The 25,724-nt window shown below is 70.2% G+C and carries 23 protein-coding genes; 14 read left to right on the top strand and 9 right to left on the bottom strand.

Annotated features, from left to right (window positions below):
• Positions 1 to 27: 27 nt before the first annotated feature.
• The 3 genes from ACQ66R_RS12520 (at position 28) to ACQ66R_RS12510 (ending at position 3,056) form a co-directional block, all read left to right on the top strand.
• Entirely contained in the window at positions 28 to 447 is a 420-nt protein-coding gene (locus tag ACQ66R_RS12520; protein WP_430422416.1) for a DUF350 domain-containing protein, read from the top strand.
• Positions 448 to 458: 11 nt separating this feature from the next.
• A complete protein-coding gene (locus tag ACQ66R_RS12515) occupies positions 459 to 1,070 on the top strand; it encodes a DUF1190 domain-containing protein (protein WP_430422414.1) in 612 nt (203 codons plus the stop codon).
• A gap of 144 nt (positions 1,071 to 1,214) precedes the next feature.
• A complete protein-coding gene (locus ACQ66R_RS12510; protein WP_430422413.1) occupies positions 1,215 to 3,056 on the top strand; it encodes an ATP-binding protein in 1,842 nt (613 codons plus the stop codon).
• Positions 3,057 to 3,093: 37 nt separating this feature from the next.
• On the opposite strand, the gene ACQ66R_RS12505 is transcribed toward ACQ66R_RS12510, so the two are convergent.
• A complete protein-coding gene (locus tag ACQ66R_RS12505; protein ID WP_430422411.1) occupies positions 3,094 to 3,324 on the bottom strand; it encodes a hypothetical protein in 231 nt (76 codons plus the stop codon).
• 171 nt (positions 3,325 to 3,495) lie between these two features.
• Here ACQ66R_RS12505 and ACQ66R_RS12500 point away from each other — a divergent pair, with 171 nt between their 5' ends.
• The 7 genes from ACQ66R_RS12500 (at position 3,496) to ACQ66R_RS12470 (ending at position 9,596) form a co-directional block, all read left to right on the top strand.
• A complete protein-coding gene (locus ACQ66R_RS12500; protein ID WP_430422409.1) occupies positions 3,496 to 4,485 on the top strand; it encodes an adenosine kinase in 990 nt (329 codons plus the stop codon).
• A 4-nt stretch (positions 4,486 to 4,489) separates the two neighbouring features.
• On the top strand, positions 4,490 to 5,080 hold the full coding sequence (gene hisB / locus ACQ66R_RS12495; protein WP_430422408.1) for an imidazoleglycerol-phosphate dehydratase HisB: 591 nt from the start codon (positions 4,490 to 4,492) through the stop codon (positions 5,078 to 5,080).
• Positions 5,081 to 5,091: 11 nt separating this feature from the next.
• Positions 5,092 to 5,727, top strand: a complete 636-nt coding sequence (hisH, locus tag ACQ66R_RS12490; RefSeq protein ID WP_430422406.1) for an imidazole glycerol phosphate synthase subunit HisH — start codon at positions 5,092 to 5,094, stop codon at positions 5,725 to 5,727.
• Positions 5,724 to 6,446, top strand: a complete 723-nt coding sequence (gene hisA, locus ACQ66R_RS12485; RefSeq protein ID WP_430422404.1) for a 1-(5-phosphoribosyl)-5-[(5-phosphoribosylamino)methylideneamino]imidazole-4-carboxamide isomerase — start codon at positions 5,724 to 5,726, stop codon at positions 6,444 to 6,446. The genes hisH and hisA overlap by 4 nt, the downstream gene beginning before the upstream one ends.
• Positions 6,443 to 7,216, top strand: a complete 774-nt coding sequence (gene hisF / locus ACQ66R_RS12480) for an imidazole glycerol phosphate synthase subunit HisF (protein ID WP_430422402.1) — start codon at positions 6,443 to 6,445, stop codon at positions 7,214 to 7,216. The genes hisA and hisF overlap by 4 nt, the downstream gene beginning before the upstream one ends.
• On the top strand, positions 7,213 to 7,533 hold the full coding sequence (locus tag ACQ66R_RS12475) for a phosphoribosyl-ATP diphosphatase (RefSeq protein WP_293361005.1): 321 nt from the start codon (positions 7,213 to 7,215) through the stop codon (positions 7,531 to 7,533). Before hisF ends, ACQ66R_RS12475 begins: the two co-directional genes overlap by 4 nt.
• A gap of 119 nt (positions 7,534 to 7,652) precedes the next feature.
• On the top strand, positions 7,653 to 9,596 hold the full coding sequence (locus ACQ66R_RS12470; protein WP_430422400.1) for a pyrroloquinoline quinone-dependent dehydrogenase: 1,944 nt from the start codon (positions 7,653 to 7,655) through the stop codon (positions 9,594 to 9,596).
• Positions 9,597 to 9,603: 7 nt separating this feature from the next.
• Here the strand turns inward: ACQ66R_RS12470 and ACQ66R_RS12465 are convergent, their stop codons facing one another.
• Genes ACQ66R_RS12465 through timA form a run of 3 tightly spaced genes read right to left on the bottom strand, consistent with a single transcriptional unit; the run spans position 9,604 to position 11,861 of the window.
• Positions 9,604 to 10,107, bottom strand: a complete 504-nt coding sequence (locus tag ACQ66R_RS12465) for a Smr/MutS family protein (RefSeq protein WP_430422398.1) — start codon at positions 10,105 to 10,107, stop codon at positions 9,604 to 9,606.
• On the bottom strand, positions 10,104 to 11,237 hold the full coding sequence (locus ACQ66R_RS12460; protein WP_430422397.1) for an MltA domain-containing protein: 1,134 nt from the start codon (positions 11,235 to 11,237) through the stop codon (positions 10,104 to 10,106). The genes ACQ66R_RS12465 and ACQ66R_RS12460 overlap by 4 nt, the downstream gene beginning before the upstream one ends.
• A 6-nt stretch (positions 11,238 to 11,243) precedes the next feature.
• Positions 11,244 to 11,861 (bottom strand): TIM44-related membrane protein TimA, encoded by a 618-nt coding sequence (timA, locus tag ACQ66R_RS12455; RefSeq protein ID WP_430422395.1) that lies wholly within the window; start codon positions 11,859 to 11,861, stop codon positions 11,244 to 11,246.
• Between the two features lie 173 nt (positions 11,862 to 12,034).
• On the opposite strand from timA, the gene secB reads away from it, so the two are divergent.
• Positions 12,035 to 12,517, top strand: coding sequence for a protein-export chaperone SecB (gene secB, locus ACQ66R_RS12450; protein ID WP_293360995.1), 483 nt, complete (start codon positions 12,035 to 12,037; stop codon positions 12,515 to 12,517).
• A 149-nt stretch (positions 12,518 to 12,666) separates the two neighbouring features.
• Here the strand turns inward: secB and dnaQ are convergent, their stop codons facing one another.
• From dnaQ to ACQ66R_RS12435, 3 genes are all read right to left on the bottom strand, one after another.
• Positions 12,667 to 13,404 (bottom strand): DNA polymerase III subunit epsilon, encoded by a 738-nt coding sequence (gene dnaQ, locus ACQ66R_RS12445; protein WP_430422393.1) that lies wholly within the window; start codon positions 13,402 to 13,404, stop codon positions 12,667 to 12,669.
• 156 nt (positions 13,405 to 13,560) lie between these two features.
• Positions 13,561 to 18,423, bottom strand: coding sequence for an NAD-glutamate dehydrogenase (locus ACQ66R_RS12440; RefSeq protein WP_430422391.1), 4,863 nt, complete (start codon positions 18,421 to 18,423; stop codon positions 13,561 to 13,563).
• 218 nt (positions 18,424 to 18,641) lie between these two features.
• Complete coding sequence (locus ACQ66R_RS12435) at positions 18,642 to 19,778, bottom strand: AI-2E family transporter (RefSeq protein WP_430422389.1); 1,137 nt, start codon at positions 19,776 to 19,778, stop codon at positions 18,642 to 18,644.
• Positions 19,779 to 20,107: 329 nt separating this feature from the next.
• On the opposite strand from ACQ66R_RS12435, the gene ACQ66R_RS12430 reads away from it, so the two are divergent.
• Entirely contained in the window at positions 20,108 to 21,631 is a 1,524-nt protein-coding gene (locus tag ACQ66R_RS12430) for a helicase HerA-like domain-containing protein (RefSeq protein ID WP_430422387.1), read from the top strand.
• 191 nt (positions 21,632 to 21,822) lie between these two features.
• On the opposite strand, the gene ACQ66R_RS12425 is transcribed toward ACQ66R_RS12430, so the two are convergent.
• Positions 21,823 to 22,602 carry an SDR family NAD(P)-dependent oxidoreductase gene (locus ACQ66R_RS12425; RefSeq protein ID WP_430422385.1) on the bottom strand — a complete coding sequence of 260 codons (780 nt, stop codon included), beginning with the start codon at positions 22,600 to 22,602 and terminating at the stop codon, positions 21,823 to 21,825.
• A 54-nt stretch (positions 22,603 to 22,656) separates the two neighbouring features.
• Here ACQ66R_RS12425 and ACQ66R_RS12420 point away from each other — a divergent pair, with 54 nt between their 5' ends.
• Both ACQ66R_RS12420 and ACQ66R_RS12415 read left to right on the top strand, forming a co-directional pair.
• On the top strand, positions 22,657 to 23,070 hold the full coding sequence (locus tag ACQ66R_RS12420; RefSeq protein ID WP_430422384.1) for a YkvA family protein: 414 nt from the start codon (positions 22,657 to 22,659) through the stop codon (positions 23,068 to 23,070).
• A gap of 53 nt (positions 23,071 to 23,123) precedes the next feature.
• Positions 23,124 to 24,830, top strand: coding sequence for a tetratricopeptide repeat protein (locus ACQ66R_RS12415; protein WP_430422382.1), 1,707 nt, complete (start codon positions 23,124 to 23,126; stop codon positions 24,828 to 24,830).
• Here ACQ66R_RS12415 and ACQ66R_RS12410 read toward each other — a convergent pair whose 3' ends face one another.
• Entirely contained in the window at positions 24,831 to 25,697 is an 867-nt protein-coding gene (locus tag ACQ66R_RS12410; RefSeq protein ID WP_430426291.1) for a DMT family transporter, read from the bottom strand.
• Positions 25,698 to 25,724: the final 27 nt, after the last annotated feature.

The raw sequence follows: 25,724 nt of genomic DNA, 5'->3' as shown, positions 1-25,724 counted from the left end.
CGATGCTACGGAACTGAAGGGGCTGCGATGATTGTCTTCGATCCTTACGCGTTCGGATCCGGCGCGCTCAGCTTCGCGCTCGCCTTCCTGGCCGCGGGCGGCTTCGCGCTGATCTTCAAGGCGATCTATCGGTGGGTCACGCCGCACGACGAAGGCGCGCTGATCCGGGGCGGGAACATGGCGGCCGCGGTGACCCTGGGCGGCGCCCTGCTGGGCTATGTGATCCCGCTGGCCTCGGCCCTGACCCAGACCCATTCGCTGCCCGAGTTCGTGGCCTGGGCGCTCCTGGCCGGGGTGATCCAGATCGTCACCTTCGTCGCGGTGCGCCGCATCGCGCTGCCCGATGTCTCGGCCCGCATCGAGCGCGGCGAGATGTCGACGGCGCTGTATCTGCTCTTCATCTCGCTGGCGGTGGGCATCCTGAACGCCGCCTGCATGACGGCCTGAGGGCTCACGCGATGAAACGCACGCGCAGACTGACGCTTACCACCCTGATGGCCGCCGGCGGCGTGTCGCTGACGGCCTGCGGCGACGGGCCGGCCGACAACGTCAGCATCGAAAATCCCGGCAAGTCGGTGGACGCCTGGGCGTACGCGTCCCTGCAGGAATGCAAGGACAAGAACGAGGTCCCGGACGACGCCTGCGTGAAGGCGGACGCCGCCGCCAAGGAAGATGAGGCCAAGGGCCCGAAGTACGACCAGCAGGCCACCTGCGAAGAGGTCTACGGGCCAGGCCAGTGCGTGCCGCGCAGCCAGGCGAACGGCGGCGGCTCGTTCTGGGGCCCGCTGGTCACCGGCTTCATCGTCGGCCAGATGCTGGACGGCGGCTGGGGCGGCCGGGGCATGTACCGCGACTGGCGCGACGGCGGCTTCTACACCTCGAGCGGCGGACGGGTCTGGACCGACTATTCCAGCGGCCGCACGCGCGTCGGCAGCCGCGGCTTCGACGCTCCGGACGTCTATAACGCCCCGCAGAAGGTCCGCACCCGCAGCTCGGTCATCTCGCGCGGCGGCTTCGGCGGTCGCATGTCGGCCCGCAGCTCGGGCGGCAGCCGCGGCTGGGGCGGCTGACGACGCGCGCGCTCCCCGTTTTGGGTGACTCCGCGCCTCGAGAATTCCCAGATTTAAGAAAAGCTTAGCCCTGTCGACATAGCCCTGTTCTTCGAACCGCGCGGCCGGATTTCGGCGGCCGGATCTGGAACTGGTCGAGACCCGATGCGCCTTCGCGCCGCCTACCCCGAACCGATCCGCGCCGCGATCATCCGCGCGGCCGGTCGCCACGCGCTGCCCAACCTCGCCACCCAGTTCGCGGCCTCCGTGGGCATCGCCATCGCGGGCAGCCGCACCGACCCCGAGTGGTACGGGGGATGGTTTCTGCTGGGCCTCGGCGCGCTGTTCATTCGCGTGCTTCTGCACGTCGGCTCGCGCCGGATCCTCGACGATCCGACCCAGTCGTTCCAGGTCCTGCGCCGCCATGAAATCGCGCCCATCGTTCTGCTGATCCTGACGGCGGGCCTCTGGACCGCGCTGGCCTGCATCCGGTTGCCGATCGAGGCGCTGACCCAGAAGTTCACGATCCTGGTCATCCTGTCGGCCCTGACCGGAGGCGCCGTCGGCGTGCTCTCGCCGCGACTGTGGGCGGGTCGGGCCTACATCACCCTCATGCTGGTGCCCGCGAGCCTGATCCTGCTCCTGGACGGCGGCGCCGAGCCCGTGCTGGGCGCGCTCGGGCTGATCTTCTGGGTCGTGATGATCATCGCCCACACCTCGAGCCATCGCTTGTTGGTCAGCACGATCACGCTCGGTCTCGAGAACGCCGAACTCGCGGCCGCGCTGCAGGTCCGGACGGACGAGGTCGAGGAGGCCAATCGCGAGCTTGAGGCGCGGGTGCAGGCGCGCACCGAGCAGCTCAGCGAGATGGCGACCAAGGCGCAGTCGGCCAGTCGCGCGAAGTCCGAGTTCCTCGCCACGATCAGCCATGAGATCCGCACGCCCCTCAACGGGGTGATCGGCATGGCCCAGGTGATGGACCATCATCCCCTGTCCCGGGCGCAGCGCGAACGGCTGGGCCTGATCCAGTCCTCGGCAGGCTCGCTGCTCGACATCATCAACGACGTTCTCGACATCTCGAAGATCGAGTCCGGGCGGATGGAGACCTACGTCGAGCCGTTCGACGCCCGCGAGTTCGCCTCGGGCATCGAGCGCATCTACGCGCCGCTGGCGCGCGAGAAGGGGCTGGGTTTCAAGCTGACCTTCTCCGCCGACGGCCCGAGCACGCGGCTGGGCGACGCGGTGAAGCTGCGCCAGATCGTGTCGAACCTGGTCGCCAACGCCATCAAGTTCACGATCCAGGGCGAGGTGGGCCTCGACATCGTGCTGGCGGGGGATGACCTGCGCTGCAGCATCTGGGACACCGGCGTGGGGATCCCCGAGGACATGTGCGGGGAAGTCTTCGAACCCTTCGTCCAGGTCGATGGGTCCATGACCCGGCTGGCCGGCGGATCAGGTCTGGGGCTGGCGATCTGCCGCGAACTGGCGGTCCTGCTGGGCGGAGAGATCGCGCTGACCTCGGCCGTCGGTGTCGGGTCGCGCTTCGATCTGCGCCTGCCGATGCCGCCCACGGCGGCGATCGCCGAGACGCCCGAACGCCAGGCCGCGCCGCACGGGGCCGGACAGCTGCGCATCCTCGTGGTCGACGACAACGCCACGAACCGCCTGGTGCTGCAGTCGATGCTCCGCCAGCTCGACATCGCCTCGGACAGCGCCGCGGACGGCGCCGAGGCGGTGGCGGCGTGGGCGAGGGAACCGTGGGACGCCATTCTCATGGACGTCCACATGCCAGGAACCGACGGTCTGGAGGCCGCCCGGCAGATCCGGGCGCTGGAAGGCCAGCGCGGCCGGCCGAGGACGCCGATCGTCGCGGTGACCGCCAGCGTGATGAGCCATGAGACCGACGCCTACCTCGCCGCCGGTATGGACGGCGTCGTGGGCAAGCCGATCCAGGTGGCGGAACTCCTCGACGTCCTTGAGGCCGGCCTCGCCCAGGAGGCCGCCTGAAGTCCCGGACGCCGCAGGCGCGACCTGACCTTCCCGCTCAGGGGCTGGGTGGTTTTGGGGCGGGCTCGGCCGGCGCGGCGACCAAAGCCATGCCGCAGGCCGGGTCGGGGCAGACGCCGGGCTTGTCGAACACCTTGCCGTCATTGCCGCAGCCGCAGGGCGGGCAGACGAACCTTCCCGCGCCCTCGGGCGCCTGCGCCAGGGCGACCCCCGGCAGACAAGCGCAGGCCGCAAACGCCGCGAACGCGCGGCGGGTCAGAAGCGCCATGCTGATACATCCTCCCCAGGGTCTCTGCCCGGAGACTAGGCCGAAACCCGGACGCCTTGATACGGGCTGCAGCATCCCATCCAACCGCCGCCGGAACGGCGTCCGCACCTAGCGCCGCAACCGCTTTCCCTGTAAGCCCCGCCCTCCAAGCCGAACGGAATTCCACCAGCAATGCCAGACCTCTACGACGTCGCCGCGATCGGCAACGCCATCGTCGACGTGATCGCCCCCTGCACCGACGCCTTCCTGTCCGAGAACGGGCTGACCAAGGGCGCCATGATGCTGGTCGATCCCCAGGCCAGCGCCGCGCTGTACTCCAAGATGCAGCAGGCGGTGGAAGCCTCGGGCGGTTCGGCGGCGAACACCATCGCGGGCCTCGCCAGCTTCGGCGGCAAGGGCGCCTTCATGGGCAAGGTGGCCGACGATCAGCTGGGCCGCACCTTCGCCAAGGACATGCGCGCGATCGGCGCCACGTTCGACAATGCGCCGCTGGTCGGCGGCCCGGCCACGGCGGTGTCGATGATCAACGTCACCCCCGACGCCCAGCGCACCATGTGCACCTTCCTGGGCGCCTCGGTGGAGTTCACCGACAGCGATGTCGACGCCGCGACCGTCGAGGCCTCGAAGATCGTCTACCTCGAAGGCTATCTGTTCGACGCCGAGGCCGCCCGCCGCGCCTTCGCCAAGGCGGCGGCCCTGGCCCACGGTTCCGGCCGGAAGATCGCGCTGACCCTGTCGGACAGCTTCGTGGTGGAACGCCACCGCGGCGGCCTCCTGGGCTTCATCGAAAGCCAGGTCGACCTGCTGTTCGCCAACGAGAGCGAGATCCTGGCGCTGTTCGAGACCGACAGCTTCGACGACGCCTGCGAGGCGCTGCGCACGCGCTGCGACCTGGCCGCGGTCACCCGGAGCGACAAGGGATCGGTGATCCTGTCCCAGGGCGAGCGCCTGACCGTGGCCGCCGAACCGGTCGAGAAAGTCGTGGACACGACCGGCGCGGGCGACCAATACGCAGCCGGTTTCATGTTCGGCCTTTCCCGGGGGCGGCCGCTGCAGCAGTGCGGCAAGCTGGCCAGCCTGGCGGCGGCCGAGGTGATCTCGCACTACGGCCCGCGTCCGGCGGTGTCGCTGAAGGAACTGGCCGAGTCGAAGGGGTACTGACGCGATGAGCCGGAAGGCCGAAGTCGTCCGCAACACCAAGGAGACCCAGATCCGCGTCGCCGTGGACCTGGATGGAACCGGCGTGTCCAAGGTGACCACCGGGATCGGCTTCTTCGACCACATGCTCGACAGCTTCGCCCGCCACGGCGGCATCGACATCGACGTCGAGACCAAGGGCGACCTGCACATCGACATGCACCACACGGTGGAAGACACCGGGATCGTGCTGGGCCAGGCCATCAAGGAGGCGCTGGACGGATTCAAGGGCATCCGCCGCTTCGGCCACGCCTACATCCCGATGGACGAGACCCTGTCGCGCTGCGCGATCGACCTGTCGAACCGGCCCTATCTGATCTGGAACGTCGACTTCAAGACGCCCAAGGTCGGCGACATGGACACCGAGCTGTTCAAGGAATTCCACCACGCGTTCGCGATGAACCTGGGCGCCTGCGTGCACCTGGACCTGCTGCGCGGGACGAACAGCCACCACATCGCCGAGAGCGGTTTCAAGGCGCTGGCGCGAGCCTTGCGCCAGGCCGTCGAACTCGACCCCAAGACCCACGGCCACGCCCCCTCCACCAAGGGCGTGCTCTAGGAACCCTCCTGATGAAGAGCGTCGCCCTGATCGACTACGGGTCGGGCAACCTCCGCTCGGCCGAAAAGGCTCTCGTCCGCGCCGCGGGCGGGACCGCCGCCATCGTGGTCACCAACGATCCCGAGACCATCCGCGCCGCCGACGCCGTCGTCCTGCCCGGCGTGGGCGCGTTCGCCGCCTGCATGGCCGCCCTCAGCGAGAGGACGGGCGTGATCGAGGCCATGAACGAGGCGGTCGGCGGCCGCGGCGTACCGTTCCTGGGCATCTGCGTCGGCATGCAGCTGATGGCGACCCGCGGCCTGGAGTTCGGCGTCACCCCGGGCCTCGGCTGGATCGAGGCCGACGTGCGCCGGATCGAGCCCGCCGACCCTTCGCTGAAGGTGCCGCACATGGGCTGGAACAGCCTGGAGGACGTCACAGACCTCCCGATCCTGGCCGGCCTGAAGGGCGGCGCGCCCGTCTATTTCACCCATTCCTTCGCCATGTTCCCGGAAGACTCCGCGCACGTGGCGGCCTATGTGGACCACGGCGGCCGTTTCCCGGCAGCCGTCGCTCGCGACAACCTCGCCGGGGTGCAGTTCCACCCCGAAAAATCTCAAGCGGCAGGCCTACGGCTCCTCGCCGACTTCCTGGAGTGGCGCCCGTGATCCTCTACCCGGCGATCGACCTGAAGGACGGCCAGTGCGTGCGCGTCCTGCACGGCGATCTCTCCACCGCCACGGTCTTCAACACCGATCCCGGCGCCCAGGCCCGATCGTTCGTCGACGCCGGCTTCCACTGGATCCACGTGGTCGACCTGAACGGCGCGACCCAGGGCAAGGCCGTGAACGGCGCGGCCGTCGAGAAGATCCTGTCCACCGTCTCGGTGCCCGTGCAGCTGGGCGGCGGCATCCGCACCCTGGCCGACATCGAGCGCTGGATCGAGGCGGGCGTCAGCCGCGTGATCCTGGGCACCGTGGCGGTGAAGGAGCCCAAGGTCGTGCTCGACGCCGCCCGCAAGTGGCCCGAGCAGATCGCCGTCAGCGTCGACGTCCGCGCCGGCAAGGTCGCCGTCGAGGGCTGGACCGCCGACTCCGACCTGGACGCCATCACGGTCGCGAAGCGCTTCGAGGACGCCGGTGTGGCGGCCCTGATCGTCACCGACATCGACCGCGACGGCACCGTCATGGGCTTCAACGTCGAGGCGTTCGGCGCCATGGCCGACGCCGTCTCGATCCCGGTCATCGCCGCCGGCGGCCTCGCCAGCGTGGACGACATCATCAAGCTGAAGGCCCGCAAGGGGGTGCCGGTGGCCGGCGCCGTCCTGGGCCGCGCGCTCTACAACGGCGCGATCAACCCGGCCCAGGCCCTGGAGATCGCGGCGTGAGTTTGAAGGTGCGCCTGATCCCCTGCCTGGACGTCAAGGACGGCCGGGTGGTGAAGGGCGTGCAGTTCGTGAACCTGGTGGACGCCGGCGACCCCGTCGAACAGGCCCAGGCCTACGACGCGGCCGGCGCCGACGAGCTGATGTTCCTCGACATCACCGCCAGCCACGAGAACCGCGGCATCATCCTCGACGTCGTGGCCCGCACCGCCGACGTCTGCTTCATGCCGCTCAGCGTGGGCGGCGGGATCCGCAGCGTCGAGGACGGCCGCCGCCTGCTGCTGGCCGGGGCCGACAAGATCTCGATCATGACCGCCGCCGTGACCGACCGCGACGTGGTCAGCCGCTGCGCCGACGCCTTCGGCTCCCAGGCCGTGGTCGTGTCCGTCGACGCCAAGCGGACCAGCGATGGCCGCTGGGAAGTCTTCACCCACGGGGGGCGCAACCCCACGGGCCTCGACGCCATCGACTATGCGGTCGAGGTCGTCGCCAAGGGCGCGGGCGAGATCATGCTCACCTCGATGGACCGCGACGGCGCCAAGACCGGCTACGACCTGGAGCTGGTGCGGCGCGTGAGCTCGGCGGTGTCGGTGCCGGTGATCGCCTCGGGCGGCGCGGGCAATACCCAGCATCTTGTCGACGGCGTGAAGGCCGGGGCCGACGCGGTGCTGGCGGCCAGCATCTTCCACTTCGGCGAGGTCTCGATCGGCGAGGCCAAGGCCGCGATGGCCGCCGCCGGCGTTCCGGTGCGCCTCACGGAGAAGGCCGCATGACCCGCTTCGCCAACGTGATCGATCGCCTGGCCGCCACCATCGAGAGCCGCCGGGGCGGCGACACCTCGAAGTCCTACACCGCCCAGCTGCTGGGCGACATGGACCGCGCCGCCAAGAAGATGGGCGAGGAGGCGGTCGAGACCGTCATCGCCGCCGCGCAGGGCGACCGCGACGCGCTGACCGCCGAAAGCGCCGACCTAATCTACCACTGGCTGGTCCTGATCGCCGCGGCCGGCGTCAGCCTCGAGGAAGTGGCCGAACGCCTGGAAGCCCGCGAAGGAACCTCGGGCCTGGCGGAGAAGGCGGCGCGGGGCTGATCCCCGCTCGTCCCGCAGGCCCACCGCGCATCCCGGGCGCTGACCCGGCGCCTTCACCGCTCGTCCCAGCCAGTCCGCCGCCCGCACCAGCCGGACTTTCTCAGCGGCAGGACCGGTGGATGATGCAGGCCATGACCCAGCGCCTGTTCCTCGTCGCCGCCTCGGCCCTCGCATTGGCCGCCTGCGCCCAGCCTGTTCCCAAGGCCGCCCCCGCGCCCGACGTGGACTGGGCCCACTACGGCGGTGACGCCGGCGGCCAGCGGTTCTCGCCCGCCGCCCAGATCACGCCGGCCAACGTCCGGGGCCTCAAGGTCGCCTGGACCTACTCCACCGGCGAGCTTGCCCGACATCCCGACGCCAGCGATCGCGCCGCGTTCGAGGCTACGCCGATCCTGGCCGGCGGCCGGCTGATGGTCTGCACGCCCTTCAACGAGGTCAGCGCCCACGATCCCGAGACCGGCAAGCGCCTGTGGCGCTACGACGCCCGGATCGACGACACGCTGCACTATCCGAATTCGTTCGTCTGCCGCGGCGTCGCCTACTGGCGCGATCCCGCCGCGCCCGCGGGCGCTCCCTGCGCCGAGCGGGTTTTCATGGCCACCAATGACCGGCGCCTGATCGCCCTGGATGCGGCCACCGGCAAGACCTGCGCCGGCTTCGGCCGGGACGGCCAGGTGGACGCCATGCCGGGCGCCAAGCTGGCCCGCCCGGCCGGCGCCCAGATCACCTCGGCGCCGGTCGTGGTGGACGGCGTGGTGATCACCGGCTCGTCCATCGATGACAACCAGCGGGTCCACGAGACGTCGGGTGCGGTCCACGCCTTCGACGCCGTCACCGGGCAGCTGCGCTGGGCCTACGACCCGCTGGCCGCGGCCAAACCGGCTATCGCGGCGGGCGCCGCCAACGTCTGGGCGCCGATGTCGGTGGACGTGGCGCGTGGCCTGGTCTTCCTGCCCACCTCCAGCCCCAGCCCCGACTTCTACGGCGCGGCGCGCCCCGGCAACGCCGGCCACGCCAACTCGGTCGTCGCCGTGAAGGCCGCGACCGGCGAGGTGGCCTGGGCCTTCCAGACCACGCACCACGACGTCTGGGACTATGACATCCCGGCCCAGCCCACCCTGGGGATGGTCAGCTACAAGGGCGGCCCGGCGCGCCCGGCGGTGATCCAGACCACCAAGCAGGGCCTCCTGTTCACCCTCGACCGCGAGACCGGACAGCCGATCATCCCGGTGGAGGAGCGCCCGGTGCCCCAGGGCGGCGCCCTGGGCGAGCAGTTGTCGCCCACTCAGCCGTTCCCGGTCGCGCCCGAAGCGCTGACCCCGAACAGGATCAGGCCCGACGACGCGTTTGGCCTGACGCCCTGGGATCGCGCCGCCTGCCGGAAGAAGCTGGCCGGCGCGCGGGCCGAGGGGCTCTACACTCCGCCCATGACCGGCGGCGGCACGATCATGTACCCGTTCACCGGCGGCGGCTCGAACTGGGGCGGCATCGCCTATGACGCCAGGGCCGGCGTCGCCTACGTCAACACCAGCTCGGCGCTGCACCACATCACCCTGATCCCCAAGGACCAGGTCGCCGCGCTCGACAAGGCCAACCCCGACTCCGAGATCAGCCCGCAGGAGGGCGCGGCCTTCGGCATGCGCCGCGACCTGGTGCGTTCGCCCCTTGGCCTGCCCTGCAACCCGCCGCCGTGGGGCACGCTGGCCGCCGTCAGCCTGAAGGACGGCCGCATCCTGTGGCGCGTCACCCTGGGGACGAGCCGCGACCTGGCGCCGGGCACGCACCTCTTCATCAAGAACGTCGGCACCCCCAACTTCGGCGGCCCGATCGCCACCGGCGGCGGCCTCGTCTTCATCGGGGCGGCCATGGACAACTTCCTGCGCGCCTTCGACGCCGCCTCGGGCCAGGAGCTCTGGAAGGGCCGTCTGCCGGCCGGGGGGCAGGCCACGCCCATGACCTATGTCTGGAAGGGCCGCCAGTACGTGGTCATCGCGGCCGGGGGGCACGCCAAGAGCGGCACGAAGCGAGGGGATCAACTGGTGGCGTTCGCGCTGCCGAACTAGCGCGCCTCTAGTTTCGCGCCTTACGTTTCAGCGCGACGTAGAGCGCTCCCGCGCCACCATGATGTCGCGCGGCCTCGGAGATGCCGGCCACGATGTGGGTCAGGTGCGCCTCGCCCAGCCACTCGGGCACGCGCTTCCTCAGCACGCCGTCGCCCTGCACGCCCTTGCCGGTGATCACCAGCACCGCGCGCCAGCCGTCGTCGAAGGCGCGTTGCAGGAAGCCGTCCAGCGCCGCCTTGGCCCGATCCTGCGTCAGGCCATGCAGGTCGATCCGCGCGCCGATCTCCTCGCGCTCCTTGACGATACGGTGGCGGCGGTTGGGCTCTATGCCCTCCAGCGCCTCGCGCAGGCGCTGCTTGGCCTCCTGAGCGCGGCTGGGCTCGATGCGGGCCGCGGCGTCCAGGGTCTGCGGCCGCGGCGTCTTCGGCGCGAACCGGCTGGGCAGGGGATGCACCGTGGCCGCCACCATCGACCACAGCCGCTGCTCGTCGGGCTTCAGGGGCCGCTTCATGACCGCGGAACGAGCCGCCACATCTTCAGCGTATGCCGTACCCGCCCGGCCTCGGCGCCGGCGGCGGCGCCTTCGCCCAGGTAGAGGTCGGCGCGCACGTCGCCCTTGATCGCGCCCCCTGTGTCCAGCGCCGTCACCAGCCGGCGGTAGGTGGGGAAGGCGCCCGCCAGTAGCGGCGCTTCGCCATCGATCCAGAGCAGCTCGCCCATGGCGTGGAAGCCTGGGTCCACCGCCACCGCCCGGCCCCGGGGCAGGGGGATGTTGGCCGCGCCCACGGGCGGCTTCCCGTCGTCGGGCGCCAGGCGGAAGAAGGCGTAGCGGGGGTTGAGCCGCATGATCTCGTCGGCCTCGTAGCCGCGATGGGCCGCCAGCCAGTTGCGGATCGCATCGCCCGAGGTGTTGTCGCGCGCCAGCAGGCCCCGGTCGCGCATGGGGTTGGCGATCCCCACGAACGGGCGGCCGTTGTGCGCCGCATACAGCGCCTTCACCCGCGCGCCGTCTTCCAGCACCAGCACGCCTGAGCCCTGCACCTGCAGGAAGAACAGTTCTTCAGGTCGCATCCAGGCCAGGGCGCCGGCGTTCGAACTGGTCTCGATGGCCAGCCGGTCGGGGTAGGGGACCTCGCTGCCATCGGGCAGCACCTGCACGACCGTCGCCGGGTCGATGACCTTCAGGTCGGCGGGCCGGGGCCGGACGGGGGCGCTGAATTCCGAGGTGGGCGTGCGCCGCGCCTCGTAGACCGGCGCGAAATAGGCGGTGAGCACCCCCTCGCCGCCGCCGACCCGTTCGGCCTGGAACGCCCGCTCCAGGAACGTACGGCCATCGCCTCGGGAGATCGGCCCCGCCGATCGAGCCCGTGCGCAAAGCTCGGCCAACGCCCGGTCGCGGCTCGCGTGGCAGGTCGAACGCCAGGCCTCGAAGGCGGCGTCATGGTCGTCCGCCGTCCAGCCGGGCAGCTGCGACAGCTCGATGCGGCGCGGCGGCTCGGGCGGCTGTGGCTGCGGGAGGGGCTGCGCCGGCGCCGGCGCGGGAGCTGGAAAGCCCGGCGGCGTCGGGCCGTGTTCCGAGGGCGTGGCGCAGGCCGCAAGACTGAGCGCGGCGAGGATCGCCGCCAGGACGCCCCGTCGCATGCCCGGTTACGCCTCGGCGGCGTCGACGTTGACGAGCAGCCAGTTCGGGTCGCGGCTCTTCAGCCGGCGCTCGAAGGTCCACAGTTCGGCGGTGCGGCGATCGTCGACGCCCTCGCCCTCGGGACCCTTGGTGCGGCTGCGGAATTCGGCCAGGAAGCGCACGGTCACCTGCGCCAGATCGCCATCGCGAACGTCGGCGCGCTCCAGGTCGGCGCGCGGGCTCTGGTAGAATTCCACCGCCTCGGTCCGGCCCTGGGCCTCGCGGGCGTCGATCGCCGCCTCGAAGCTGGCCAGGACCTGGGGCGCGAGCAGGTTCTTCAGCGTCTCGCGGTCGCCCTCAGCGAACGCCTTGACGATCATCTCGTAGGCGCTCTTGGCGCCGGACAGGAACCGGCTGACGTCGAACGTCGGATCCTTCGCCCGCACGGCGGCCAGGCCGGTCAGTTCGACGCCGTCGTCGACCATATCGCCGCCGGGCACGGGCGCGGGCGCGCGGCGCTCCAGCGCCTCGACGGTCTGGCGATCCTCAGGCTGCAAACCCTTGCGCCGTCCCAGCACGGAATAGAGCTGGTAGAGCACGATGGCGGCGAGGCCTGCGAAGATGATCAGCTGAAGGACTTGCAACGGCGGGCTTTCGGTATGGCGGCGCTTCTGAACCTTATACGCCAGATGATCCTATATAGTCCGCACGAACGCCGCCGTCAGGGGCGGCGTTGCATCGATTGGGGCGCCATGTTAGCCGCTCGCCCCGAAAGCACGCGATCTCCGCGTCCGAACGAAGAGATTTCCGAGACATCATGAGCGAAATCGACGCTGGCGCGGGCGCGCCTCCGGCCCAGGGCGGCGAACCCGGCATCCGCATCCTCGCCCAGTTCATCCGCGACCTTTCTATGGAGAACCCGCGGGCCCCCGACGCCCTGCGTCCCAGCCAGGACCAGCCGCAGATCGACCTGAACGTCGAGATGAACGCCCGCGGCCGCGAAGACGGCCTGTTCGAGGTGGACCTGAAGCTGTCGGCCCGCGCCGCGCGCCCGGACGGCCCGCTGTTCCACGTCGAGTTGCTGTACGGCGGCGTCTTCGCCATCGGCGGCGTGCCGCCCGAAGAGATGGAGCCGGTGCTGCTGATCGAGTGCCCGCGCTACTTGTTCCCGTTCGCCCGACGGATCATCGCCGAGGTCACGGCGGAAGGCGGCTTCCCGCCGTTCCTGCTGGATCCCATCGACTTCGCCGGCGTCTACGCGGCCCGCAAGGCCCAGGAGCCCCAGGTCGGCCACGCCTAAAATCTTCCCTCCCTTGATGGGGAGGGACAGATCGCCGAAGGCGATCAGGGTGAGGGAGTGTAGGGCCAGGTTTGGGAAGTCGGTGAGGATCGACGCCTCCTCACCCTGGCCGCTTCCGCGGCCTGTCCCTCCCCATCAAGGGAGGGAAGCTAAGCCGCCTTCTCTTCCGCCTCGATCAGGCCTTCCAGCCCGAAGGGGGCCCAGAGGGCCTCGCCCTTCACCTTGTCGCGGATGAAGGCGGCATGCCGCGCGCGTTCGGCCTCGGTTGAGCGCGGCGCCAGCGCCCGCGGCCGCGGGCCATAGTCCACCCGCACCGTCATCGACACCGAGGTCGAGGTGGTCTCGGCAGACAGCTCGAGGCGCCGCTCGCGGCCGCCCTTCAGTTCGAGATAGACCGCCGCCAGCAGCTTGGCGTCGATCAGCGCCCCGTGCTTCTCGCGCTCGCTCAGCGAGATCTTGAAGCGCTTGCACAGGGCGTCCAGCGAGTTGTGCATGCCCGGGAAGCGGTTCTTGGCCAGGGCCAGGGTGTCGATCCATTGCGCTTCATGGATTTCGGCGCGCCCGCAGTTGGCCAGCTCCCAGTTCACGAAGGCGCGGTCGAAGGCGGCGTTGTGCGCGATGATCGGCGCATCGCCGACGAACTCCAGGAACGCGTCCACCACCTCGGCGCTGTCGAACCGCGGCTTGCCCCGCAGGAACGCCGACGACAGCCCGTGCACCTTCTCGGCCTCGGCCGGCATGTCGCGCAGCGGGTCGATGTAGACGTGGAAGCTGCGCCCGGTGGGCACGAAGCTCTCGATCTCCAGCGCCGCCAGTTCGACCAGCCGGTCGCCGGTCAGGGGATCGAACCCCGTGGTCTCGGTGTCGAGAACGATTTCACGCGCCATGCCCTCTGATGCCTTGCGTCGCCCGGGGCGCGCAACGGGGCGGGACGCAGATGTCCCCAGTGTTCGGCGATGCTCCACAAGGGACGGCATGCAATCGAACATATCAAGAACTTCACCGCTGCGCCACCGCCGCGAGAAATGGGCCGGGCAGGGACCCTACGAGGCCCGCCGCTTCCGGCCGCTCGCCGCTTCCGCCGCCAGCTCGCGCAGGGCCGCGTTCGCGATGGTCAGCTTCGCGAAGGTCCAGCCGCCGCCGCCGGCCTCGATCTCCTCGACCGTGCGGGTGGCCGCGTTCGCGAGATCGGGACGCAGCGCCGCCCAGGCCGAGACCGCGTTCCGCGCCGAGACCGCGTCGTCGCCGGCCTGCGAGTTGCCGGCGAAGGCCATGATCGCCCGGGTGAGCTGGGTCTGTTCGCTCAGCAGATCCTCGATCAGTCGCCGCAACGCGGTGCGCTCGAAGATGTCGCCCGCCCGGAACTCGCCGGCCGCCGCCCGCACCCGGTCGAAGGCGAAGGCCGCGCCGGTGGCGTAGTAGAGCCGCGCCACGTTGGGCAGGCTCCAGCTCGACGCCTCCGCCAGGTCGACCAGGTCGACGGCGTTGGCCAGGGGACCCAGCACGGCGGCCGCCTCGGCCATCTTCACCGGCGCGCCGGCCTCGATCAGTCGGGCGACATGGGCGTCGACCTGCGCCCGCTCGGCCTTGGGCAGGATCTCGGGCAGCAGGCTGTGCAGGCTCTTGAAGCCCGGGGCGTAGCGCGCCGTCAGCTCGGCCACCGTCAGGCCCTCGCGGCCGCTGCGCCGCGCCAGCCAGAAGGTGGCGCCGCGGAGGCCCGAGACCAGCCGCCGGAACAGCGCCAGCTGGCCCGCCGACGGGATCTTCAGGTCCATCGCCTCGACCTGCTCCCAGAGGGTCTCGAAATCGAGCGCCTGCTTGGCCGCCTCGTAGCCGGCGGTCAGGGCCACCACGTCACAGCCGGCCGACGTCATCGTCCGCGATGGGAACGAGGGCCCGCAGCGGTTGATCATGTCGTTGGCGATGACGGTGGCGATGATGTCGGGCCGCAGGCGGTGGCCGTGGATCGCGTCCTTGTACTTGCGCAGGAGCTTCGGGAAGTAGGCCTCCAGGCGGCCTTCGAAGAACGGATCCTCGGTGGCGTCGCTGGCGGCGATCAGGCGCTTCAGCTCCAGCTTGCCGTAGGCCAGCAGCACGGCCAGCTCGGGCCGATAGAGACCCTTGCCCGCCTTGGTCCGCTCGGCCACCTCCAGCGCGTCGGGCAGGCCCTCAACGGCGCGGTCCAGCCGCCCGGCGTGCTCCAGCTCGCTCATGAACCGGGCGTGCGGGGCCAGTTCGCCCACGGTGTCCAGCTCCAGCAGCGAGAGCGCCAGGGTCTGGTCGTAGTTGTGAACCAGCACGTGGGCCGCCACGTCGTCGGTCATCTGCGGCAGCAGCTTGTTGCGCTGGGCCCGCGTCAGCTTGCCCTGCCGCTCCAGGATGCCGGTGGTGATCTTGATGTTCACCTCGTGGTCCGACGAGTCGACGCCCGCCGAGTTGTCGATGGCGTCGGTCTCGACCCGGCCGCCCTTCATGGCGAACTCGATGCGGCCGGCCTGGGTGAGCCCCAGGTTGGCGCCTTCGCCCACCACCTGGACCCGCAGGTCCTCGCCGTTCACACGCACGGCGTCGTTGGCCTTGTCGCCCACGTCGAGGTGGCTCTCGCCCTTGGCCTTCACATAGGTGCCGATGCCGCCCAGGTAGAGCAGTTCGGCCGGCGCCTTGAGGATCAGGTTGATGACCTCGGTCGGCGCCAGGGTTTCGGCGTCGGTGCCCAGGAAGGCGCGGATCTGCGGCGACAGCGGGATCGACTTGGCCGACCGCGAGAACACGCCGCCGCCCTTGCTGATCTTCTTCCTGTCGTAGTCCTGCCAGGACGAGCGGGGCAGGGCGAACATCCGCTCGCGTTCCGCATAGCTCTTCACCGGGTCGGGATCGGGATCGATGAAGATGTCGCGGTGATCGAACGCGGCCTGCAGGCGGGTGAACCGCGACAGCAGCATGCCGTTGCCGAACACGTCGCCCGACATGTCGCCGCAGCCGACGACGGTGAAGGGCTCGGACTGGATGTCCTTGCCCATCTCGCGGAAGTGCCGCTTCACGGCCTCCCAGGCGCCGCGGGCCGTGATGCCCATCACCTTGTGGTCGTAGCCCACCGACCCGCCCGAGGCGAACGCATCGCCCAGCCAGAAGCCGTAGGACTCGGCCACGCCGTTGGCGATGTCGGAGAACGTGGCCGTGCCCTTGTCGGCCGCCACGACCAGGTACGGATCGTCGCCGTCGTGGACGATCACGCCCTGCGGCGGGATCACCTTGCCCCTGGCGTCCAGGTTGTCGGTGATGTCCAGAAGGCCCGACAGGAAGACCTTGTAAGCCGCGATGGCCTCGGCGCGGACGGCGTCGGGCGAGCCGCCTTTCGGCAGCTGCTTGGGATAGAACCCGCCCTTCGAGCCCACGGGCACGATCACCGCGTTCTTCACCTGCTGGGCCTTCACCAGCCCCAGAACCTCGGTGCGGAAGTCGTCGCGCCGGTCCGACCAGCGCAGGCCGCCCCGGGCGACGGGGCCGAAACGGCAGTGCACGCCCTCGACCTGCGTCGAGGACACGAAGATCTCGCGATACGGCTTGGGCGCCGGCAGATCGGCCAGCTGGCCGCTGGCCACCTTGAACGAGATATACGACTTCACCGAACCGTCTGCGGTCCGCTGGTAGAAGTTGGTCCGCTGGATCGCGCCGACCAGCAGCGCCAGGCGGCGCAGCACGCGGTCGTCGTCCAGGCTCTCGACCAGCTGCAGCGCCTCGTTGACCTCGTCCATGACCGCGGACGCCTGCTCCTGGCGCGTGGCGACGTCGGCGGCGATGGCGGGGTCGAACTTGATGCGGAAGAGATCGAGGATCAGCCGCGCCACGCCGGGGTGGTTCGACAGCGCCTCTTCCTGCACCCGCTGCGACGGGTCGAGGCCGGACTGCTGGCGATAGCGCGCGAGCGCGCGCATCAGGGCCGCGTCGCGCCATGGGATGGACAGCTCCATCACCAGGCGGTTGAAGCCGTCGTTCTCGGTCCGCCCGCTCCAGACGGCGACGACGGCGTCCTCGAACGCGTCCTTGATCTCGGCGAAGACCAGGTCGGCGCCACGGGGGTCCTCGATCTCGAAGTCATGGATCCAGACGGCGTCGCGCCCTTCCGGCGTGATGGCGAACCCGGCCTCGGCCAGCGCCTTCAGGCCCATGTTCTCCAGGATCGGCAACACGTCGGCGAGCGCCGCCGGGATGATCCGGCGATAGAGCTTGAAGCGGAAATGCAGCGGCCCGTCGGCCTCGGTGCGATAGGCCCGCACGCAGATCTGCTGGTCGTCGGAGAAGCCGTCGATGACCGCCACGTCCTCCAGCGCCTCGGCGGCGCTGAAGCGGTCGCGGTATCCGGCGGGGAACGCGTCGCGGTAGCGGCCGACAACGTCGCCGACGGCGCTGGCCTCGCGGCCGCTGGCGCGGACCTCGGCGTCGAACCGGTCCTCCCAGGTGCGGGCCGCCTCGGTGATCTCGGCTTCCAGCCGGCGCAGATCGGGGAGCCGGTGCTGGCCCGGCGTGAACCCGATGATGAAGTGGACGCGCGCCAGCGGACTGTCGCTGAAGCTGGGGTAGTAGGCCGACAGTCGCCCGCCGTAAGCCTCGGTCAGGATGTCGCCGGCCTTCTTGCGCAGGTCGGAATCGTAGCGGTCGCGCGGCACGAACAGCAGCACCGAGGCGAACCGGTCGAACGGGTCCTTGCGCTCGAACAGCTTCACCCGCGGCCGGTCGGACAGGTGCAGGATGCCCAGCGCGATCTCCAGCAGCTCGTCCTCGCTGATCTGGAAGAGCTCGTCGCGGGGGTGGTTCTCGACGATGTTCTTGAGGCGCTTCTCGTTGTAGCTGCCCGGCGCGGCGCCGGCGCGGGCGAGAACCCGGGCCACCTTCTCTCGGACCAGCGGCACCACGCCCGCGGGCTGGTCGTAGGCCTCGGCGGTGAACAGGCCGACGAAGCGCACCTCGCCCGAGGGCCGGCCGTCGTCGCCGTACCGCTTGATGCCGACGTAATCCATGTAGCCCCGCCGGTGCACGCGGCTGCGGACGTTGGACTTGGCGATGGTCACCGCCGGGTCGCGGACGATGCGATCCTTCATGGCCGCCATCAGCACGGCCGGCTCGTTGGCGCGCCGCAGGACGGTGCGCTCGGGATCGCGCAGCACGCCCAGGCCGTCCTTGGCCTGGTAGAGCGGCTCTTCGGCGGCGTACTCGCCCGATTTCAGCCTGGGGTACTCGTAGACGCGCGCGCCCAGGAAGACGAAGTGCTCGGCCCGCAGCCACTTGAGGAATTCCACCTCGTCGGGTCGCGCGCGGCCCGAGGCGTCCAGCTCGGCGACGGTCTTGCCCATCAGCTCCAGCATCGCCGGGAAGTCCTCGACCGCCTGACGCACGTCGGACAGCGTGGCCTTGACCCCCTCGACGAGGCTCTTCTCCCGGTCGCGGCCCACCGGATCGAGCAGCACCTGGATCATCGACTCGCGGCGCGGCGCGCCGGTCTCCCCACGGTCGCCGGCGCGATCGCGCTTCACCTCGACGATGGGATGGAACAGCGCGCGGACCTGCAGGCCCTGGTCGGCGATCTCCCCCATCACGCTGTCGACGAGGAAGGGCGCGTCGTCCTGCACGATCTCGAGCCGGTCGAGCTCGGCGTCCAACGCCGGTGCGATGCGGATCTGCGCGCCGCGCCCGCGCCGTCGCTCGGCGAAGCGCCAGAAGTCGGCGAGGTTCCGGGCGAGGCCCTGGGCGCCCAGCTGGGCGATCTCCTCAGGCTGGGCGTCGGCCGCGGCCTGCCTGGCGAAGGCCTTGGCGCCGTCGAGGGCTGCGTCGTCCTGGAGTTCGGCCTGGAGGGCGCGGGCGAGCCCGGCGGCGGCCCCCTTGGTGGCGGATCGGGGCGCGCGGGTCATCGGGCCGCCTCCTCAACGCGGGTGGAGGACGCCGAAATGGGGTGGGACCGGAACGCGAGGACGCCGCCGGAGGAGAGTGTCCGGCGGCGTGTGGTTTCGCCGAGGGGGACCGGCGAAACACCTGGTGCTCGCTGCGCCCGTGGGGTTGGGAAACGGACGCACCTGCTGGAGGATTGTGTCGTCCAGCCAACAGTAGATAGGGAGGCGTGCATCGGAGTTTAAGTCCCGGATGGCAAGTTCTTCGAGCGCCGCTTGGGCGCTGGGGTCTTCGTCGGTTTTGCGGGGCCGCTGGCCGACGGCGGCTCGACCCGGCCTTCGCGCAACTCGCCCGGGTTGCCGTCGGCCGAGAGGATCACGGCGATCCAGTGCGTGCCGCGGAACTGGGCCAGGATCACCATCATCACCGTCGTGAGCGGCGTCGACAGGAACGCGCCTGGCAAGCCCCAGACCACGCTCCAGAACGCCAGCGCCAGCAGGAGGACGATGGGGTCGATGTTCAGGCTGCGCCCCTGCATTCGCGGCTGGACCACGTTGCCGACGAACATGCCGATCGCCTGCAGCACGCCGAACAGGATCAGGGGCTGCACGATCCCCTCGAACTGCACGAAGGCGAAGATCGGCGGCAGGGCCACGGCGACGATGCCCCCGACCACCGGGATGTACGACGCCATGAAGATGAGGATCGCCCAGAAGAGGGCGTTGTCCAGGCCGATGGCCACCATCGCCAGCCAGGACGCCACCGCGATCATCAGGCCGGTGACGGTCTGAACCCATAGGTACTGCTCGACGCCGTTGCGGATGCGCAGGAACGCGGCGACGGCCTCCTGACGCTCTTCGCGGTCGCCGAACAGGCTCACCGCCTTGCGCTCCCACCCGCGGCGCGAGGCTAGGATGAAGCCCAGATAGACCAGGACGAACGCGGCCGCGGCCACGAAGGTCTGCAGCCCGCGCGCCACCTGACCTAGGTAGCTGGTGGGGTTCAGCTGCTGGACCAGCTGGGTCAGCGACGGCGGCGCCTCGACGCCCAGCTGGCCTGCGATGCGCGCGATCAGGCCGTTGAGCTTGGGCGTGTCGGCCACGAGCTGGGTGGCGAACGCGCTGGCGTTGTCGGCGATGAAGAAGGCCGCGCCGCCGAAGATCGCGATCGACAGGACGATCGCCGCGGGCGTCGCCAGCCGCCTGCTGACGACCGGCACGCGGGCTTCCAGCACGCGGGCGAAGCCGTCGATCATCACGGCCAGGAACAGCGCCAGCGCCAGGGGCGTCAGGATGTCGCCCAGCACGTACAGAACGGTTCCGGCCGCGATCGTCGCCAGGATCACCAGCGCGTTGCGCGAGACGGCGTCGGCGGCCATCGTAGGTCTTTGGGCGGGCATGCGCGCTTTCAGAGAAGGCTCGGAGGCAATGTCGACGTGGTCGGCTACGCCGTCAAATCGGGCGTTCTCTACCCCGCTTTCTGCCGAATTGGGAGTGTCTTTGCCTTCAAAGTCTCGGTTCTCGGCATGAATTGTCGGGAAAACGCTGCCTTCGGAGCGTGTCAGCACGCCATTTGATTCAACCACGGAAAACACGGAAGAACACGGAAGGGGGCCGCGCGGGCTCGGAGACGCACGAGCTTCTGTGTTTTCCGTGTTTTCCGTGGTTTCAGATGATGGCGCCTGCGGCGCGTGCGGAGGGGAAGTCCATGGCCGACAACGGCGTTCTGATCGGGTTCTCGGGCCAGCCGGAGCATCTGCTGCTGCACCGGGCCAACCGCCACGGGCTGGTGGCCGGGGCCACCGGCACCGGCAAGACCGTGACGCTGCAGATCCTGGCCCAGGGCCTTTCGGACGCGGGCGTCCCGGTGTTCTGCGCCGACGTGAAGGGCGACCTGTCGGGGATCGCCGCCCCGGGCGCGCCGAACGAGAAGATGCTGGCCCGCGCCCAGTCGATGGGCCTGACCCTCAACCCGATGGCCGCGCCGACCGTCTTCTGGGACCTGTTCGGCGAGCAGGGTCACCCGATCCGCGCGACGGTGTCCGAGATGGGACCGCTGCTGCTCTCGCGGATCCTCGAACTCAACGACGTGCAGGCGGGCGTGCTGTCGGTGGTGTTCCGCGCCGCCGACGAGGAGGGTCTGCTGCTCCTCGACCTCAAGGACCTGCGCGCGGCGCTGACCTATGCGGTCGACAACGCCAAGGCGCTCTCGGCCCAGTACGGCAACATCTCTCCCACCACCATCGCCACCATCCAGCGCAAGCTGCTGGTGCTGGAGGACCAGGGCGGCGCCAACATCTTCGGCGAGCCGGCCCTGCAACTGTCGGACCTGATGCGGGTCGACGGCTCGGGCCGCGGCTTCGTCAGCGTGCTGGCGGCCAACAAGCTGATCTCGACGCCCCGCCTCTACGCCACCTTCCTGCTGTGGCTGATGAGCGAGATGTTCGAGGAGCTGCCCGAGGTGGGCGACCCTGAGAAGCCGCGCCTGGTGTTCTTCTTCGACGAGGCCCACCTCCTGTTCCGCGACGCGCCCTCTTCGCTGCTGGAGAAGGTGGAGCAGGTGGTCCGCCTGATCCGGTCGAAGGGCGTCGGCGTCTACTTCGTCACCCAGAACCCGGCCGACATCCCCGACACCGTGCTGGGCCAGTTGGGCAACCGCATCCAGCACGCGCTGCGCGCCTACACGCCGGCCGAGCAGCGCGGCCTGAAGGCGGCGTCCGAGAGCTTCCGGCCCAACCCGGCCTTCGACACCGCCGAGGCGATCCAGGGCCTGGGCGTCGGCGAGGCGCTGGTCTCTGTGCTGGACGAGAAGGGCGCGCCCACGGTGGTGCAGAAGACCCTGATCCGCCCGCCGGTCTCGCGCCTGGGTCCGCTGCAGCCGGCCGAGCGCACGGGGGTCATGGGCCAGAGCCCGGTGCGCGGCCTCTACGACGAGACCAAGGACCGCGAGAGCGCCTACGAGATGCTGCAGGCGCGCGCCAAGGCCGCCGAGGCCGCCGTCGAAGAGGCCGAACAGCCCGACCCCCGCGGCCGCGACGACAGCTGGGCGAACCAGGGCGGCGGCGAGCCCCGCCGCGCGCCGGCCGCCCGGCCCTCGAACCGCCAGGGCATGGGCGAGGCCTTCGCCAAGTCGATGCTGCGCACCATCGGCAGCCAGGTGGGCCGCGAACTCATCCGCGGCGTCCTCGGCGGCCTCATGGGCTCCAGCCGCCCGACGCGCCGGCGGCGCTGATCGGAAACGTCCTTCTCCCCTTGCGGGAGAAGGTGTCGGCCGGCGGCCGACGGATGAGGGGTCGTGCCGAACTCTCGTGAACAGCCCTCAAAACGAAGAAGGGGTCTCCGGCGACGCCGAGAGACCCCTCATCCGACCGGCTCACGCCGGCCACCTTCTCCCGCAAGGGGAGAAGGCCAGCCTCTGATGGCTCAGCGCGGAGCCATGCGGATGGCGCCGTCGAGGCGGACGTCTTCGCCGTTGAAGTAGCCGTTGGTGATCATTTCCAGGGCCAGCGAAGCGTAGTCCTCGGCGTTGCCGAGACGCTTCGGGAACGGCACCGAGGCGGCCAGCGCCTCCTTCACCTGCGGCGGGGCGGCGTTCATCAGCGGGGTGTTGAAGATGCCCGGCAGGATGCAGTTCACCCGGATGCCGTCGCCGGCCAGGTCGCGGGCGATGGGCAGGGTCATGCCGACCACGCCGCCCTTCGACGCCGAGTAGGCCGCCTGGCCCATCTGGCCGTCCTCGGCCGCCACCGAGGCGGTGTTCACGATCGCGCCGCGCTCGCCGTTGATCGGCTCCAGGTCCAGCATGCCCTTCGCCGACTTGGCGATGCAGCGGAACGTGCCGACCAGGTTGATCTGGATGATCCAGTTGAAGGCGTCGAGCGGGAAGTGCTTGGTCTCGCCGGTGGCCTTGTCGCGGCTGGCGGTCTTGATGGCGTTGCCGGTGCCGGCGCAGTTCACCAGGATGCGCTCCTGGCCGTGCGCCGCGCGGGCCTTGGCGAAGGCCGCGTCGACTTCCTCGTCGGAGGTGACGTTCACCTTGCAGAAGACGCCGCCGATGTCCGATGCGACCGCTTCGCCCTTTTGTTCGTTCATGTCGAAGATGGCGACCTTCACGCCCTTGGCCGCAAGCGAGCGCGCAGTCGCTTCGCCCAGGCCCGAGGCGCCGCCCGTAACCACCGCCGCGACGGATGAATTGAGTTCCATGGACGCCGAGCTCCCATATGATGGCGTGAGTAAAATCGGCGAAGGCTTAGCGCTATGAGCGCCCGGGAAAAAGCGTCACCTGACGTCACCTTCGATCCGGACCGCGAGATCGCGCCGGACCGCGCCCTCGTGCCCGCGGTGATGAAGCTGAACGAACAGCGCGTGGACGAGGGCTTCTGGCCCAAGATGCGCCGGGTCGCGGCCAAGGTCCCCTTCGCCAAGGAGGCCCTGTCGGTCTGGTACTGCGCCAAGGACGACGACACCCCGCTGGCCGCCAAGGGGATGATGCTGGCCGCGCTGGCCTATTTCGTCCTCCCGGTCGACGCGATCCCCGACGTCATCGTGGGCCTGGGCTACACCGACGACGCCGCCGTCTTCACCGCGCTGATGGCCATCATCGGCCGCAACCTCAAGCCCAAGCACAAGCAGGCGGCCGAGGCCGACATCGAGCGGTTGCGCGGGGAGTAGCGCGGGCGCGCAACGCCCGGTAGCGTCGGGTCGCTGCATATCGGGGGAAGAGCGTGTGGATCGTCCTGGCTGTCGTCGCGTGCATGGTGCTGTGCCCAGCGTCTGCGCTCGCGCAAACACCTGGCCTCGGCGAGTTCCCGGGCTGCGAGTGGCGCACCGTCCTGGCCGAACCCGCGCTCTTCTGTCCCGCCGGCCGCACCCGCATGCGGCGCATCACCTCTGAGGGCGAGTTCACCCCTCAGACGATCGAGAAGGCGCGGGCCGGCGATGCCCGGGCCCTGGCCACGGTGGGCGTCGCCCATATCCGCCACATGCCGGGCCAGCGGGAACTCGGCGCGGCGATCTTGCAGCAGGCGGCCGACAAGGGCGACGCCATGGCGCTCCGCAAGCTTGGGGTGCTCGCCGAGGGCGACGACGACGCCGAGGCGGAGCGGCTCCTGACCCTGGCGATCGAGAAGGGCGACGTCCCGGCGATGGTCGTCCTCGCCGACGTGCTGTCCCATTCGCTGCAACGCCCGGCCCAGCCGGATCGCGCGCGGGCGCTTAGACTGCGGGCCGCGGGCCTCGGTGACGTCTTGGCCATGCAGCGCCTGGAGTATGACGAGGGCGTTCCGGTGGACGAGCGCCGGCGGTGGATGCTGACCGCCGCCGAGGCCGGCAGCGTGTCGGCAATGCGCTCCGTGGCGCACGGCTATGAGTCGGGGGAGAACGGCTACCCGAAGGACCCGAGGCAGGCGACCGCATGGTCGGAGCGGGCGCTGGCCGCCGAGATGGCTGAACTGAAGCAGCAGATCGACCGGCAGGAGAACCTGGTCCCGGGCTTCCTCGAGGAACGCGGCGGCCCAGCCTTCCATCTCGCGAAAACTTACGCCGACGGTGGGCCGGGGATTCCCAAGGATGTGGCCGCAGCCCGCGCCTGGTATCGCCTCGGCGTCGAGCATGGCGACCCCGACGCCGCCAGTGAGCTTGGCTCCAATCTCGAGTTCGGAGCGTACGGCTTTGCCAAAGACGAGGCCGAAGCGAGGCGGCTCCACCTGCTGTGGGAAGAGTTGGAAGTGGACCAGAGGCTGTCCTTCGCGCTCGCCGGCTGGACGCCGCAGATGTTCCAGCTGGCCGAGTATCACCTCCTCGGAGGTGGGCTGCACAGCGCCATGAGCGACCGCCTCCGCGACCGCGCCGAAGGTCTGCGCTGGGCCCGCCGGGCCGCCGAACTGGAGCCGGACACCGCCGGCTACCTGGCGCTCCTGGCCAAGGGGCTTCGAACGGGCAGCCCAGCCGACGTGGCCGAAGCCGACCGGGTGCAGGCCCGGGCCGCGGCGCTCGATCCCATCGCCTTTGCGCCCGTGGAGGGCCTGACGGCGGGCATGCCGCAGCGCAGCGCGCCGGACATCCTGCGGTTCGCACTGCGCCACTCCCGCGACGGTGAGCGCGACGAGGCGGTGTTCTGGTTCTACGTGGCCATGATGCGGGCCGAGCTCGAACGGGCGATCGGCATCGAAATCTCCGACGGCGACACGCAGGTCTTCGGCGCCTTCAACGAGGAGGTCGTCCGCTACGCCACTGGGAACATCCCGCGGTTCAGCGCCACGCTGGACCGGGTTCTGGCGTGGAACGAAGCGCACCCGCTGGCGGCCGCGCCCCCGGCGGCGCAGGCCCGGGTCAAGGCCAACATCACCGCGCTCAAGACCGAACTGGCGCGCGACGGGGCCAAGATCCGACGGATGCGGCGCAAGGAAGGCCTGCCGGAGACGACGCCCTGACTACGGCGCGTCGGCCTCCGCGCTCAGCTTCGCGGAGCGCGCCAGCCGCTGTTCGCGCAGCGTGATGAACAGCGTCGAGCCCGCCACCACCAGGGCGCCGGCGATGGTCCAGACGGTCGGGATCTCGCTGAACAGGAAGAAGCCGATGGCCGCGGTGAAGATCAGCCGGGTGTAGTCGATGGGGGCCATGGCGGCGGCGTCGCCCAGGCTCATCCCCTTGATGTAGCAGGCCTGGTTGATCACGCCGATCACGCCCATGGCGGCCAGCAGCGCCAGGTCCACGGGCTCGGGAACCCGCCAGGTGAGCGCCGCGCCCGGGATCGAGAAGGCCAGCCCCAGGAACGCCGACCAGACCAGGATCACCCGCGGCGCATGATCGCGGGTCAGCACCTTCATGCCGGTGACGGTGAGCGCGAACAGGAACGACGAGGCCAGCATGGCCAGGGCCGGCACGCCCACAGCGAACTCGCCGCCCGCGCCCGGGCGCACCATCAGGAGCACGCCCAGGAAGCCCACGACCGCCGCGCCGATCCGCAGCGCGCCCACCTCTTCCTTCACGACGAAGATCGCCAGCGGGACCAGCCACAGGGTGCGGGTGAACGACAGCGCGTTGGCGTCGGCCAGGGGCATGTGCTGGAAGCCGTAGAACGACAGGATCACCCCGATGGTCCCGGCGCTGGCCCGGAAGATCAGGATGCCCGGCCGGGAGGTGGCGAAGGCCGCGCCGCGATAGCGGATGATCACGGGCAGCAGGATCACCACGCCGGCCAGCTGGCGGTAGAACGTCTGCAGCGCCGCCGGATAGTCGTCGCCCAGGAACTTGATGAGCGTGGCCATCGCCGAGAAGGTGACGGCCGACAGCAACATCCAGAGCGCGCCCTGGGTGTTGTGCGA

It is taken from the genome of Phenylobacterium sp., assembly GCF_965284355.1.
GTDB lineage: Bacteria > Pseudomonadota > Alphaproteobacteria > Caulobacterales > Caulobacteraceae > Phenylobacterium.
Note: the sequence above shows the minus strand (reverse complement) of the source record. Positions and strands in the feature narration are given on the sequence as shown.

Bases quoted from the DNA above. Each gene is read 5' to 3' on its own strand.
- ACQ66R_RS12520 (WP_430422416.1), top strand. From the start codon at position 28: ATGATTGTCTTCGATCCTTACGCGTTCGGATCCGGCGCGCTCAGCTTC.
- ACQ66R_RS12515 (WP_430422414.1), top strand. From the start codon at position 459: ATGAAACGCACGCGCAGACTGACGCTTACCACCCTGATGGCCGCCGGC.
- ACQ66R_RS12510 (WP_430422413.1), top strand. From the start codon at position 1,215: ATGCGCCTTCGCGCCGCCTACCCCGAACCGATCCGCGCCGCGATCATC.
- ACQ66R_RS12505 (WP_430422411.1), bottom strand. From the start codon at position 3,324: ATGGCGCTTCTGACCCGCCGCGCGTTCGCGGCGTTTGCGGCCTGCGCT.
- ACQ66R_RS12500 (WP_430422409.1), top strand. From the start codon at position 3,496: ATGCCAGACCTCTACGACGTCGCCGCGATCGGCAACGCCATCGTCGAC.
- hisB (WP_430422408.1), top strand. From the start codon at position 4,490: ATGAGCCGGAAGGCCGAAGTCGTCCGCAACACCAAGGAGACCCAGATC.
- hisH (WP_430422406.1), top strand. From the start codon at position 5,092: ATGAAGAGCGTCGCCCTGATCGACTACGGGTCGGGCAACCTCCGCTCG.
- ACQ66R_RS12475 (WP_293361005.1), top strand. From the start codon at position 7,213: ATGACCCGCTTCGCCAACGTGATCGATCGCCTGGCCGCCACCATCGAG.
- ACQ66R_RS12470 (WP_430422400.1), top strand. From the start codon at position 7,653: ATGATGCAGGCCATGACCCAGCGCCTGTTCCTCGTCGCCGCCTCGGCC.
- ACQ66R_RS12465 (WP_430422398.1), bottom strand. From the start codon at position 10,107: ATGAAGCGGCCCCTGAAGCCCGACGAGCAGCGGCTGTGGTCGATGGTG.
- ACQ66R_RS12460 (WP_430422397.1), bottom strand. From the start codon at position 11,237: ATGCGACGGGGCGTCCTGGCGGCGATCCTCGCCGCGCTCAGTCTTGCG.
- secB (WP_293360995.1), top strand. From the start codon at position 12,035: ATGAGCGAAATCGACGCTGGCGCGGGCGCGCCTCCGGCCCAGGGCGGC.
- dnaQ (WP_430422393.1), bottom strand. From the start codon at position 13,404: ATGGCGCGTGAAATCGTTCTCGACACCGAGACCACGGGGTTCGATCCC.
- ACQ66R_RS12440 (WP_430422391.1), bottom strand. From the start codon at position 18,423: ATGACCCGCGCGCCCCGATCCGCCACCAAGGGGGCCGCCGCCGGGCTC.
- ACQ66R_RS12435 (WP_430422389.1), bottom strand. From the start codon at position 19,778: ATGGCCGCCGACGCCGTCTCGCGCAACGCGCTGGTGATCCTGGCGACG.
- ACQ66R_RS12430 (WP_430422387.1), top strand. From the start codon at position 20,108: ATGGCCGACAACGGCGTTCTGATCGGGTTCTCGGGCCAGCCGGAGCAT.
- ACQ66R_RS12425 (WP_430422385.1), bottom strand. From the start codon at position 22,602: ATGGAACTCAATTCATCCGTCGCGGCGGTGGTTACGGGCGGCGCCTCG.
- ACQ66R_RS12420 (WP_430422384.1), top strand. From the start codon at position 22,657: ATGAGCGCCCGGGAAAAAGCGTCACCTGACGTCACCTTCGATCCGGAC.
- ACQ66R_RS12410 (WP_430426291.1), bottom strand. From the start codon at position 25,697: ATGTTGCTGTCGGCCGTCACCTTCTCGGCGATGGCCACGCTCATCAAG.